The 12287-nt window shown below is 64.4% G+C and carries 16 protein-coding genes; 14 read left to right on the top strand and 2 right to left on the bottom strand.

Annotated elements, in window-relative coordinates; genetic code table 11:
• Positions 1 to 44: 44 nt before the first annotated feature.
• From DXT74_RS09105 to DXT74_RS09075, 7 genes are read left to right on the top strand one after another with little or no spacing between them, the layout of a single operon-like run.
• Positions 45 to 689, top strand: a complete 645-nt coding sequence (locus DXT74_RS09105) for a phage baseplate assembly protein V (RefSeq protein WP_194427796.1) — start codon at positions 45 to 47, stop codon at positions 687 to 689.
• Complete coding sequence (locus tag DXT74_RS09100; RefSeq protein ID WP_194427795.1) at positions 686 to 1045, top strand: GPW/gp25 family protein; 360 nt, start codon at positions 686 to 688, stop codon at positions 1043 to 1045. The genes DXT74_RS09105 and DXT74_RS09100 overlap by 4 nt, the downstream gene beginning before the upstream one ends.
• The gene (locus tag DXT74_RS09095; RefSeq protein ID WP_194427794.1) at positions 1042 to 2031 is read left to right on the top strand and encodes a baseplate J/gp47 family protein; all 990 of its coding nucleotides are present in this window, start codon (positions 1042 to 1044) and stop codon (positions 2029 to 2031) included. The genes DXT74_RS09100 and DXT74_RS09095 overlap by 4 nt, the downstream gene beginning before the upstream one ends.
• Positions 2028 to 2672: a phage tail protein I gene (locus DXT74_RS09090; RefSeq protein ID WP_194427793.1), complete on the top strand. Its 645-nt coding sequence runs from the start codon at positions 2028 to 2030 to the stop codon at positions 2670 to 2672. The genes DXT74_RS09095 and DXT74_RS09090 overlap by 4 nt, the downstream gene beginning before the upstream one ends.
• Complete coding sequence (locus DXT74_RS09085; protein WP_194427792.1) at positions 2669 to 3430, top strand: phage tail protein; 762 nt, start codon at positions 2669 to 2671, stop codon at positions 3428 to 3430. The genes DXT74_RS09090 and DXT74_RS09085 overlap by 4 nt, the downstream gene beginning before the upstream one ends.
• Positions 3427 to 4191, top strand: coding sequence for a hypothetical protein (locus DXT74_RS09080; protein WP_194427791.1), 765 nt, complete (start codon positions 3427 to 3429; stop codon positions 4189 to 4191). Before DXT74_RS09085 ends, DXT74_RS09080 begins: the two co-directional genes overlap by 4 nt.
• 10 nt (positions 4192 to 4201) lie before the next feature.
• Positions 4202 to 4456: a hypothetical protein gene (locus tag DXT74_RS09075; RefSeq protein WP_194427790.1), complete on the top strand. Its 255-nt coding sequence runs from the start codon at positions 4202 to 4204 to the stop codon at positions 4454 to 4456.
• A gap of 63 nt (positions 4457 to 4519) precedes the next feature.
• Here DXT74_RS09075 and DXT74_RS09070 read toward each other — a convergent pair whose 3' ends face one another.
• Both DXT74_RS09070 and DXT74_RS09065 read right to left on the bottom strand, forming a co-directional pair.
• The gene (locus DXT74_RS09070) at positions 4520 to 4726 is read right to left on the bottom strand and encodes a hypothetical protein (RefSeq protein ID WP_194427789.1); all 207 of its coding nucleotides are present in this window, start codon (positions 4724 to 4726) and stop codon (positions 4520 to 4522) included.
• 63 nt (positions 4727 to 4789) lie between these two features.
• Positions 4790 to 5233: a LuxR C-terminal-related transcriptional regulator gene (locus DXT74_RS09065; protein ID WP_194427788.1), complete on the bottom strand. Its 444-nt coding sequence runs from the start codon at positions 5231 to 5233 to the stop codon at positions 4790 to 4792.
• A 117-nt stretch (positions 5234 to 5350) separates the two neighbouring features.
• On the opposite strand from DXT74_RS09065, the gene DXT74_RS09060 reads away from it, so the two are divergent.
• From DXT74_RS09060 to DXT74_RS09030, 7 genes are read left to right on the top strand one after another with little or no spacing between them, the layout of a single operon-like run.
• Positions 5351 to 6520 (top strand): phage tail sheath protein, encoded by a 1170-nt coding sequence (locus DXT74_RS09060; protein WP_194427787.1) that lies wholly within the window; start codon positions 5351 to 5353, stop codon positions 6518 to 6520.
• Positions 6521 to 6529: 9 nt separating this feature from the next.
• Complete coding sequence (locus DXT74_RS09055; RefSeq protein ID WP_196783850.1) at positions 6530 to 7048, top strand: phage major tail tube protein; 519 nt, start codon at positions 6530 to 6532, stop codon at positions 7046 to 7048.
• Between the two features lie 45 nt (positions 7049 to 7093).
• Positions 7094 to 7402 (top strand): phage tail assembly protein, encoded by a 309-nt coding sequence (locus DXT74_RS09050; RefSeq protein WP_194427786.1) that lies wholly within the window; start codon positions 7094 to 7096, stop codon positions 7400 to 7402.
• Between the two features lie 17 nt (positions 7403 to 7419).
• Positions 7420 to 7530 (top strand): GpE family phage tail protein, encoded by a 111-nt coding sequence (locus DXT74_RS22710; RefSeq protein ID WP_039753474.1) that lies wholly within the window; start codon positions 7420 to 7422, stop codon positions 7528 to 7530.
• Entirely contained in the window at positions 7527 to 10523 is a 2997-nt protein-coding gene (locus DXT74_RS09040; protein WP_194427784.1) for a phage tail tape measure protein, read from the top strand. Before DXT74_RS22710 ends, DXT74_RS09040 begins: the two co-directional genes overlap by 4 nt.
• Positions 10523 to 10966, top strand: a complete 444-nt coding sequence (locus DXT74_RS09035; RefSeq protein ID WP_052052028.1) for a phage tail protein — start codon at positions 10523 to 10525, stop codon at positions 10964 to 10966. The genes DXT74_RS09040 and DXT74_RS09035 overlap by 1 nt, the downstream gene beginning before the upstream one ends.
• Entirely contained in the window at positions 10963 to 12204 is a 1242-nt protein-coding gene (locus DXT74_RS09030; protein WP_231138304.1) for a phage late control D family protein, read from the top strand. The genes DXT74_RS09035 and DXT74_RS09030 overlap by 4 nt, the downstream gene beginning before the upstream one ends.
• Positions 12205 to 12287 lie beyond the last annotated feature (83 nt).

Below are 12287 nucleotides of genomic sequence, written 5' to 3'. Positions count from 1 at the left end.
AGCCGCCGCGCCACAGTAGCCGGCGGCACATGCACACTTGCGCCATGGATTCCATCGACCTGATCACCCGCCTTGAAAACCTGCTGCGCACCGGCACCGTTGCCGCCGTGCAAGCCAAGCCGCCGCGCGTCCGCGTCCGCTCCGGCGGCCTGCTGACCGGCTGGCTGGCCTGGTTTCACGCGCGCGCCGGCGACACCCGCGATTGGGACCCGCCGACGCCGGGCGAACAATGCCTGATCCTGAGCCCGTCCGGCGAAACAACCGCCGGCCTGGTGCTGCTGGGCCTCAATGCCGACGACAAACCGCCGCCCAGCGCGGACACGGGGGAATGGGTGCGGGTGTTTCCAGACGGCGCCCGCCTCGCCTATCACCACGGCCGTGGCGAACTCAGCGTTTCCGGCATCCAGACCGCCACCATTCAAGCCGCCGTGCGTTGCGTCATCCGCTGCCCGGAAACCGAAACCAGCGGCAACCTGACCGTGGGCGGCGATCTGCTGGTCAAGGGCGCCACCACCAGCGAAGGCCTGCTCAGCTATCAAGCCGGCCTGGCCGGCACCGGCGGCGGCGCCGGCACCGCCATCAGCGGCACCCTCACCCACAGCGGCGGCCAGCTCAGCAGCAACGGCGTGGTGCTGGACAGCCACACCCACCCCGACGCCCACGGCGGCAACACCGGAGCCCCGCAATGAACTATCTCGGACTCAACGCCCGCACCGGCCGCGCCATCGTCGACGATGCGCAGCTGCAACAGTGCGTGCAAAAAGTACTGACCACGCCGCTGTATCAGCGCGTGCAGCGCCGCCTTTTTGGCAGCCAACTGCCTGAGCTGGTGGACGCGCCGCTGAATGGCAAAACCCGCATGCAATGCCTGGCCGCCACCGTCATGGCGCTGGCGCGTCATGAGCCACGCATCGAGCTGCATCAGGTGGGCATGCGCATCGGCGCCGGCAGCCAGGCCGGCACGCTGGCCATCGACATCGAAGCGCGGCGCCGCGACGGCCCGGCCGCCGGGCAAGCGCTTAATCTCTCGGTGGGCCTGCGATGATAGACCTGACCCAACTGCCGCCGCCGGACGTCATCGAGGCGCTGGACTTCGAAACCCTGTTCCAAAGCCGCAAGGCCCGGCTGCTGGCGGCCGCGCCGCCGGATCTGCGCGCCGGGCTCGCCGCCGCGCTGCAATTGGACAGCGAACCGCTGACCATGCTGCTGCAAGAGTTCGCTTACAACGAGCTGCTGCAGCGCCAGCGCATCAACGAAGCGGCCCGCGCCAGCCTGCTGGCCTACGCCGCCGGAGCCGACCTGGACAACCGCGCCGCGGACTACGGCGTGCAACGGCTGCTGCTGCAGCCGGATAACCCGGACGCCGTGCCGCCCACGCCGGCGGTGTGGGAAGTCGACACCGCGCTGCGCCGGCGCTGCCAGATGGCACTGGAAGGCCTCAGCGTGGCGGGCAGCCGCGGCGCTTACCTGTTTCACACCCTGAGCGCCAGCGCCGACATCGCCGACGCCTCGGTCGACTCGCCGCGCTTCGAAGCGCTGGAGCTGGCCGCTGAGCTGCGCCGGCAGCTGCCCGCCGACGCCCTGGTCCTGCGCTGCAGCTACGATGCCGGCCTGAGCGCACCCTTGCCCGGCGACGTGGCCGTTGCCGTGCTGCCACGGCCAGGGGTGGACGCCGCCCCGCTGCTGGCGCGCGCGCTGGAGGTGTTGAGCGCCGACGACGTGCGGCCCTTGACCGACCGACCGCGCGCGCTGGCCGGCCAGCCGCAAATCTTTAATGTGGTGGCCACGGTGGAAACCGAAAACGGGCCGGACGCGGACGTCGTCATGAGCCAGGCGCGCCAGCGGCTGGACCAGACCCTGGCCACCGCCCGCCGTCTGGGCGGCGTATTGCCGCGCTCGGCCCTATTCGCCGCGCTGCATGTCCCCGGCGTCCGGCGCGTTGACCTGATCGAGCCGGCGGCGGATCTGCAGTGCGACGTCCGGCACTACCCGGCCTGCCGGCGCATCGAGCTGCAAAGGGCGCAGTCATGAGCCGCCACTTGCTGCCCAACAACCGCACCCCGCTGGAAGCGGCGCTGGCCGACAGCTGCGCGCTGACGCTGGACACCGACCCATTGCGCGGCCTGGCCGACTCGGCGCGCTGCCCGGCTGCGCTGCTGCCATGGCTGGCCTGGGCCATGTCAGTGGAAAGCTGGAACGAAGCGGCCAATGACGCGCAGCGCCGTGAACTGATTCGCCAGTCCATCCCGATACACAAGCACAAAGGCACCGCCGGCGCGGTGCGCCGCGCCATGTCGGCGCTGGGGGTGAATGTCGAATTCAAAGAGTGGCGGGAAATCCCGGGCGCGGCCCCTTACACCTTCCGGCTGACAGCTTGGGCCAATGACAACCACAACCCCGGCCACGAACAAGTGTTGAGCGCGGATCTATACCGCCGGCTACGCCGCGTGGTGGACGACGCCAAGAACGAACGCAGTCATTACAGCTTCCGGCTGGGCGCTCGTTTCGATCAAACACTGGGCATCGCCAGCGCTGCCCGCGTCAGTGCGTTGCGTCGTGATGCCTTGGCAAGCCGGCCGGCGCCGGCCCACCCCATCAATCACCCGGTTCAGCTCGCCAGCGCCGCCCGCGCTCGCGCGGTGCTGCGCCTCACCATGGAGGGCAAATCATGAGCGGCACCGCTCTAATTCCGCAGATGCTGGACGCTGGGCTGGCCGCCATCCAGCTGGCCGGCGGCGACGGCGTTCGCTTGCGCATCACCCACATCGCGCTGGGCGATGCCGGCTACACGCCCCACCCCGGCCAACTCGGCCTGCGTCATGAAATCGTGCGCTACCCCATCGCGGACGGCAAATCCACCGGCCCGCGCCAGTTGCACCTGACCGCGCTGGCCGACGACAGCGCTGAATTCTGGGTGCGTGAAGTGGCGTTCATCCTGGAAACCGGCCAGGCGCTGGCGGTGTGGTCGCACCCCAGCCAAGCACTGGTCTACAAGCAAGCCGGGCTAGAGTTGCTGCTGGCTTACGACCTGACGCTGGCGGGCGTACCGCCGGATAGCGTCATTGTCCAATCGACGGGTGCGGGCCTGAATTTGAGCCTTGCCGAAGAGCTGGCCAGCTTGGCCGGCGCGGTGGTGGTGGGTATGCAAACCGACTTGCAGCACGACTCAGTCCTTGCCGAGCTTGGGCGAGGCTTGTCCACGCTACGCACCGATCTGGTTCAACTGGACGAGCGTGCGACGCGAGGAGCCATTGAGCACGCCGGCCAGTGGGCTGCCCTCTCGGAAGCAGACCGTCAAACCACGCAAAGCCTTGACCAACTGGCCAGGCAGCAGGCCAGCGACTACGGCCAGCTACTTGAAATTCAGGCCGCCAATGCGGCGGCCATCATCGACTTACAGAACAACGCAGTGAAAGGAGTAATGGCATGAGTCTCGAATCCAGCATCGCCGACTTGGTGCGCGCATCGACGGATCTGACACAAACTGTGCGCGGCAAGACGACCGAGATCGATGGCAAAGTGACGGCAAAGATCAATGAGATGGACGCATGGAAGGCCGGCCACATTGATGAGCACGGCTTTCTGGCGATTAACTACAACGCCGGCATGACGCGCTTGTCCGGCACTGTGCCGCAACAGCTTCCGTTGGGGATGGGGGTTAGCGCGGGGGGGGATTTCTGGAGCAAATTCGATGTGGACATTATTCCGGTCCGCTCTGGAGACCTCCCCGAGTCCAGGCCGGCCGTTGTGCGTGAGCTGCTCAAATACATGGGAATGGATCGGCAGCACTTTTCGGCAAACTTCAACATCATCGAGCTCACAGTCAAGCGCATTGATATCAGCAGCTTCGTGTTTTTCATCCCATACCGGCATGTGAAGATGGGCTCATTTCACAGTGTTGTGATGTATCACAAGATTATTGGGCAAGGGGATTGGACGTGGATGGATAACAGCGTCAAGGGGAAGTGGAATCAGATGACTTCCCATCATGCTTCTGCCGACAGCGCCGGTGCATACGTCCATGTCGATGTGGTGCTTGAACGCCCGGCAATCGGCGACAAGCTCTACTTGGCATTGCCGCAGATCGTGATAGGTAAGTGGAACCCATTGCGCCGTGCGCCGCAATTCTTCAACGTCTACGACATGATTCTTGACGCCGTACCCACCGCGATTCCGCGCGATTATATGTAAGGGAATTTACATGCAGACTCTACAGAACGACGAGCACATCATTTTGGCGACAGAGATTGGCCTCGAGCCTCTTGTGCAGGTTCGCACCAGGCGCCAGTGCGAAGATCATATCAACCGCCAATACCCGGTATGGCAGCAGTTGAACATCCTGCGCAGCGGCAGCATAGAAGAGCAGGCACGCATGGGTAAGTTTATCGACGCCTGCCGAGACTGGAGCAATGGCGAGCAGCCGGACCCGGCCGAGCTGGAACGTATTCAACCCTAAGACTCAACTGCAAACAAAAAGCCCGGCCATGCGCCGGGCTGCTTTTTTTGGTGGGATGAGGAGTCAGCGCTGGCCCAGCCTGCCGGCCTCAAACCGCAGCGCGGCCGCGCAGCTGGCAGTGAAGAAATAGATGGACGGATCGGCATGACTGGCCGCAAGCGTTTCGCCCAATCGATTAAGACATGTGGACAAATTCTCCAGCGTGTCCTGGCATGTGTCCCCAATCAAGGGGTTAAGTTGTTGTGGAGTCGTCACGGTGCCCAAGTTCATTTTTTTAACCTCGCTTGTTTTGCTGCTAATGCCAGGCAATTGTGACAATCCATGACGGCGGCGTTAATCGGCGGAAACGCCGGTATCCCGCATAAAACCACCAAAATACACATGGTGAATGATTTTTCTAACTGTGCTTTTTTTATCTTCCAAACTGTGTACACCCAGCTTTTTCCCAATATTTTCAATGTGATTGCGCACCGTGCGCTCGCTGATTTCCAACAGTTCGGCCGCTTGCAGGTTGCTGCACCCCGCCGCCAACGCCTCTAAAACCTCGATTTCCCGGTCCGTCAATTGCCCGAAAGCATGGGAAATATTTTGCTCGCGGGTCGCGGCATCACTCAAAAAGCGCCGTAAATCCACCGCAATACCGCTAACGAGATGGGGCGAAATCTCGACATTGGCAACGCCGGATAGATGCCGAAACAACATGCGCATATCACTTTCGCTCGCCGCCGCCAAGTAGTGCTGGAGCAGTTCGGCGGCATCTGGCGGCATCTCAAACATTCTAATCAGTACATTTACTTATTACTCTAGGTTGTCGCGCTGGCTGGCACAACGCTGCGCGGTCGCATCGTCTCGCCAGCTGCGCCACCATGCCGGAAACCCCGCATGGAGAACTGCATGGCTGATTACCATCACGGCGTCCGCGTCCTTGAAATCGACGAAGGCAGCCGCCCCATTCGCACCATCGCCACCGCCGTTATCGGCATGGTTTGCACCTCCGACGACGCCGACCCGGCGGCGTTCCCGGAAGACGTGCCGGTGCTGATCACCGATGTTGACCGCGCCATCGGCAAGGCCGGCGTCAAGGGCACGCTGGCGCCCAGCCTGGCCGCCATCGCCGACCAGTGCAAACCGGTGGTCATCGTCGTGCGCGTCAAGCCCGGCAAGACCTCCGAGGAGACCACCACCAAGGTGATCGGCACCACAACCCCGGACGGCCGCAAGACCGGCATCAAGGCCTTGCTGAACAGCAAGGCCCGCTATTCCCTGTCGCCGCGCATTCTTGGCGCGCCCGGCCTGGACAGCCAGCCTGTGGCGGCGGCGCTGGCCGCGCTGGCGCAGCAGATACGCGCCTTTGCCTACCTATCCGCCTACGGCTGCAAAACCATGGAAGACGCGGTGGCCTACCGCAAGAACTTTGGCCAGCGCGAGGCCATGGTGATCTGGCCGGACTTCATCGCCTGGGACGGCGCCGCCAACAAAGAGGCCGCCGCCTACGCCACCGCTCGCGCGCTGGGCCTGCGCGCCTTCATCGACGAAACCGTAGGCTGGCACAAGACCTTGTCCAACGTGCCGGTGCAGGGCGTCACCGGCATCAGCGCCGACGTCTACTTCGATTTGCAGGGCACCGCCACCGACGCCGACTACCTGAACAGCAACGACGTCACTACGCTGATCAACCAGAACGGCTACCGCTTCTGGGGCTCGCGCACCTGCAGCGCGGACCCGCTGTATGCCTTCGAAAGCTACACCCGCACCGCCCAGGTGCTGGCCGACACCTTCGCCGAGGCGCAATTCTGGGCCGTCGACAAGCCGCTGACCCCAGGCCTGGCGCGCGACATCATCGAAAGTCTGAAAGCCAAGGGCCGCAGCCTGGTCAACCAGGGCTATCTGCTGGGCTTTGATTGCTGGTTCGACGACAAAATCAACGACAAGGACAGTCTAAAGGCCGGCAAGCTGGCCATCGACTACGACTACACCCCGGTGCCGCCGGCGGAGAACATCACCTTGCGCCAGCGCATCACCGACAAATACCTGATGGACTTCGCCAGCCAGGTCAAAGCATAAGGACACCCCATGTCAGGTATCGCACTGCCGCGCGCGCTGCGCAAATTCAATGTTTTCATCGACGGCGTCGGCTTCATCGGCCAGGCGTTGGAAGTCAAGCTGCCCAAGGTCACCATGGAAACCGAAAAGTACCGCGGCGCCGGCATGATCGGCTCCGTCGCGCTGCTCAAAGGCTTGGGCGATTTGGAGATGGAGCAGACCTATAACGGACCCATCCGCGAAATCGTCATGACTTTCGGCGCCGAACGCCACGACGCCGCCCAAATCCGCTTCATGGGTAGCTACGCAAAGGAGGATGACGGCAGCGCCCAGGCGGTGGAAGTCGTCGTCCGCGGCCGCCACAACGAAATGGACATGGGCGACGCCAAGGCCAAGGAAAACGGCTCATTCAAGGTTAAAACCGACCTCAGCTACTACAAGCTGATTGTCGACGGCGAGGAGTGGCTGGAAGTCGATGTCGTCAATGACGTGTTCAAAGTGTTCGGCAAGGATATCCAAGCCGCGCACCGCGCCAACGTCGGTCTTTAACCCTATCACCCGGCCCGCCCGGGCCGCTCACACCAAGGATTCATCATGCAAGACAAAGACCCCATCACCCTGGACCAGCCTATCCAGCGCGGCCAGACTCAAATCGCCGCCATCCGCATCAGCAAGCCCAGCGCCGGCCAGCTGCGCGGCACCAAACTGGTGGACCTGCTGCAAATGGACGTCGGCGCGCTGATCACCCTGCTGCCGCGCATCACCCTGCCGCCGCTGACCGAGCAGGAAGTGCAAGGCATGGACCCGGCTGACCTGACCGAATGCGGCATCGCGGTGGCCAGTTTTTTGGGGAAGAAGGAACGGCAGCCGAGCGAAGCGGACACGGCCTCCCCGGCCACGTAGAAGACGCCATCGCGGACGTGGCGGTCATCTTTCACTGGCCGCCGTCGGCGTTTGAACACATGAGCCTGGCCGAACTGGCCGACTGGCGCGAACACGCCCGCCTGCGCAGCGGCAACGAGGACACATGAGCGATACCCGGATGAAGCTGGAAGTGCTGCTGGCGGGCGTGGACAAACTGACCCGCCCGCTGCGCGACGCCATGGCCGGCAGCAAGGAGCTGGCCCAGGCGGTCAAGCACTCCCGCGAGCAACTAAAAGCGCTGGAGCGGACCCAGGGGCAAATGGCATCCTTCAACCGGCTGCGCGAACAATCCAAGGCCTCTACCGAAGCCATGCGCAAGTCCAACGAGGCGCTGGACAAGCACCGCCGCGCGCTGGGGCTGGCGCAGACCGAACGCACCGCCACCGCCGCCAAGCTCAAAGCCGCCCAAAAGAGCTATGACAACCTCAATCACGCGCTGATCAAGTTTCCTAATCTGGCCGGCAACTTCACCGCCGCCATCGCCAAACAAAAGTTTGAGCTGGAAGCGCTGCAGCACAAGCACAACCTGCAAACCAACGCCATCCGCCGCGCCAAGGACGCGATTCAAAAGGAAAGCGTGACGCTCAAGGAAAACACCGCCAACCGCCAGCGGCTGGCGCAAGAGTTGGTGAAAAGCCGCCAGCTGCTGGGCAATGCCGGCATCAAGGTGGGCCAGCTGGCCCGGCACGAGGATCAGCTCAAGTCCAGTGTCGCCGGCGTCACCGCCTCGCTGGAGAAGCAGCAGGCCGCGCTGGAAAAGGTAAGCCGCCACCAGCAGCGGCTGAACGACATTCGCGGCCGCTACGGCCGGGCAAAGGAGGTGCGCGACAAGGTGGCCGGCGGCGGCATGGCCACCATGGGCGCCGGCGCAGTGGTGGCCGCCCCCATGGTCAAAACCGTGGCCGATTACTCCCGCTTCGAAGACGCCATGCTCGGCGTGGCCAAGCAGGTGGACGGCACACGCGACGACAACGGCAGGTTGACCAAGACCTATTACGAAATGGGCGACGCCATCAAGGCCATGGGCGAGCGCATCCCGATGGCCACCACCGAAATCGCCGCGCTGGTGGAGGGCGGCGCGCGCATGGGCATACAGGGCAAGGACAACCTGCTGATCTTCGCCGAAACCGCCGCCAAGGCCGCCACCGCCTTTGACATGCCGGCGGACCAGCTCAGCGAAGACATGGGCAAGATCGCCAATATCTACAAAATCCCGATCAAGAACATCGAGCAGTTGGGCGACGTCATCAACTACCTGGACGACAACGCCCAATCCAAGGGCGGCGACATCATCAACGTGATGCAGCGCATCGCCGGCAACGTCGGCAGCATGGACTACAAGCAGGCCGCGGCGCTGGCCTCCACCTTCCTGACCTTGGGCGCCGGCCCGGAAGTGGCGGCCACCGCCACCAAAGCCATGGTGCGCGAACTGCAGATCGCGTCGGAACAACCAGCACGTTTCCGCAAGGGCTTAAAGGAACTCGGCCTGGACGCCAAACAACTGGAACAGCAGATGGCGCGGGACAGCACCGGCACCATCATGAAAGTGCTGGAAGCGGTGCAGAAGCTGCCCGACACCAAGCGCATGGGCGTGATGGTGAGGCTGTTTGGCAAGGAGTACGGCGACGACGCCGCCAAGCTGGCCGACAACCTGGGCGAATACCGTAAGCAGCTGGAGCTGGTGAACTCGGCAAAGGCCAAGGGCAGCATGCAGCGCGAGGCCGACGCCAAGAAAGACACCCTGTCTGCTCAATGGCAAATGACTCGGAACCGGCTGTTCAATCAATCCAGTGCGCTGGGCGCCACCCTCAAGCCGGCGCTGGTGGAGATTATGTCCGCCGCCGCCAAGGTGCTGGAGCGCTTCAGCGCCTGGACCAAGGCCAACCCGCAGTTGGTGGCCACGCTGATGAAAATCGCCGCCGTCGTCGCCGTGGTGCTCACCGCGCTGGGCGGGCTGATGTTGATGGTGGCCGCCACGCTCGGCCCGCTGGCCCTCGCCCGCATGAGCGTGTCCACCCTGTTTGCCGGGCTGGGCAGCGGGGCGGGCATTCTGGGGCGGATCGGGCCGGCCTTCGGCGTGCTCGCCCGGCTGGTGACAAGCGGCGCCGGCGCTGTCGGCAAGCTGGCGCGAGTCTTGTTGTGGCTGCCGCGCATCTTCCCCATCATTTCCGCCGCCATGGCCAGCACGCCAATTGGCTGGGTGCTGCTGGGTCTGACCGCCATTGCCTTGCTGGTTTACAAGTTTTGGGGGCCGTTGAAAGGCTTCTTTGTCGGCTTCTTCGGCGGTCTGGCCCAGGGCGTGGCCAGCGTGTTGGGGCCGGCGCTGTCGGCCTTGTGGCAAACCCTGCAAACGCTGTGGGGCGCAATCAAGGAATTTGGCGGCTATCTGGCGACGCTGTTTCCCTTCCTTGCGCCGCTGGGCATGGTGATCATGGCCGCTTTCGAGCCGATCAAAAATCTGATTGCCTGGCTGTGGGACGGCTTCACCAATCTGATGAAACCGATCGAGGACACCGGCGGCGCCGCCCAAAGCATGGGCCAGAAAATCGGCGCCGCCGTAGGCCAGGCCATTGGCGGCCTGCTGTCCCTGCCGGTCAAGGCCTACCAGATTGGCGCGGACATGGTCACCGGCCTGATTTCCGGCATCAATAAAATGCTGGGCTCGCTCAAGGCCGCCATCCTCGGCGTGGGCGACATGCTGCCGGAGTGGCTGCGCAACAAGCTGGACATCCATTCGCCATCCCGCGTGTTCGCCGGCATCGGCGGCTACACCATGGCCGGGCTGGAACAAGGCATCGTCAAGAACCAGGACGGCCCGCTGGCGGCGCTGCGCAGCGCCACCGGCAAGCTGACCGCGCTCGGCGCCGGCCTCATGCTGGGCTCCGGGCCGGCGCTGGCCGGCCAGTTGGACACCCGCCCGCCGCTGGCGCGGCCGGCCATGGCCGCCGCCGCCCCCATCATGATCAACGCCCCCATCACCATCCACGCGGCGCCCGGCATGGACGAACGCGCGCTGGCGCGGGTGGTGCGCCAGGAACTGGAAAAAGCCCAGCGCGACGCCCAGGCCAGGCAGCGCAGCAAATTTGGAGACATCGACTAATGCTAGGCCTGCCGATGATGGCGCTCGGGCTATTCGTGTTCACCCGCAGCACCCTGCCCTATCAGGAAATGAAGCAACAGTACGGCTGGCGCTGGCCGGGCAATCCCCGCGTCGGCGCCGCGCCCGGCCGCCAGTACACCGGGCCGGAGGAAGAGCCCATCACCCTGTCCGGCAAGCTGCTGCCGGAGCTGACCGGCGGCGATAGCTCGCTGGCCCTGCTCAAGCTGATGGCGGACCAGGCCAAGGCCTGGCCGCTGATCGAGGGCACCGGCATGATTTACGGCTTCTACGTCATCGAGAAACTGGATCTGACCCGCCGCGAGTTCTTCAGCGACGGCAAGGCGCGCGAAATCGACTTCACCCTGACCCTGCAGCGCGTCGACGGCAGCATGCTGGACCTGCTCGGCAACCTCAGCCGGGCGGTGATGGAGCTGGCGTTTTGAGCCTGGACAGCCTGACGGCCGCCGGCCAGGACATCGCCCAGAAAAGCCTGGACCTGGCCGGCCAGGCGCTGGACGGCCTCGCCGACTTCGCCGGCCTCAACGGCGCGCCGACGCCGGCCTGGCGGCTCACGCTCAACGGCAAGCCGCTGGACAGCGCGCTGCGCCGCCGGCTGGTGGCGCTGACGCTGACCGACAACCGCGGCTTTGAAGCCGACCAGCTCGACATCGTGCTAGACGACAGCGACGGCATGCTGGAGCTGCCCGGCCGCGGCGCCGTCATCGCGGTGGCGCTGGGCTGGCAACATAGCGGCCTGATCGACAAGGGCAGCTACACTGTTGACGAAGTGGAGCACAGCGGCACCCCGGACATTCTGACCCTGCGCGCCCGCTCCACCGACCTGCGCGAAGGCATCGCCGCCAAACGCGAAAAGAGCTGGAGCAAGACCACGCTCGGCGCCATCGTCCGCGCCATCGCCGCCGCCAACCAGCTGCAGCCGGCGATACCGGACTGGCTGGCCAAGCGCCGCGTCGAGCAGCTGGACCAGCGCAATGAAAGCGACGCCCAGCTGCTGCACCGGCTGGCGCGCGAACACGACGCCGTGGCCACGGTGAAAAATGGCCGCCTGGTATTCTGCAAGGCCGGCGACGCCGAAACCGTCAGCGGCAAGCCCTTCCCGGTCTGCACTATCAACCGGGCCAGCGGCGACAGCCACCGCTTCAACATCGCCGACCGCAACGCCTACACCGCCGTCAAAGCGCAATGGCAGGATCTGAACCGCGCCAAGCGCGGCGAAATCATCGTCGACAAAAACACCCGCTTCGAACGCCGCGCCACCGTCACCAAACTGGGGCGCCAGACCAAGCGCAAGAAGCTCACCGCCATCCAGCAAAAAGGCGTGGAGCCGAGCGCCGGCAACGTCAAAGTGCTGCGCCACATTTACGCCAGCGAAGCCACCGCGCTGCAAGGCGCGAAGGCGGCGTGGGAAAAGCTGCAGCGCGGCGCCGCCGAGTTCAGCATCAACCTGGCCTACGGCCGGCCGGAGCTGTTCGCCGAACTGCCGGCCAGGGTGCAGGGCTTCAAGCCGGCCATCGACGCCACCGACTGGGTGATCAACAAAATCACCCACAACCTGAACGACGGCGGCTATACCTGCCAGCTGGAACTGGAGATGAAGCTGGAGGCCGTGGAAGAGCCCATCCCATCCGGGACAAAGCCGCGCCCAGGCAAACCGCGCTGAGTAAAGCGCAATCCCGCCCTTGGATATCCCGCCGCCATGGTGTAATTTGAATTCGTACATATTCAAACACACCCAGCCACACC

This window comes from Chromobacterium sp. Rain0013 (assembly GCF_015291765.1).
GTDB lineage: Bacteria > Pseudomonadota > Gammaproteobacteria > Burkholderiales > Chromobacteriaceae > Chromobacterium > Chromobacterium haemolyticum.
Note: the sequence above shows the minus strand (reverse complement) of the source record. Positions and strands in the feature narration are given on the sequence as shown.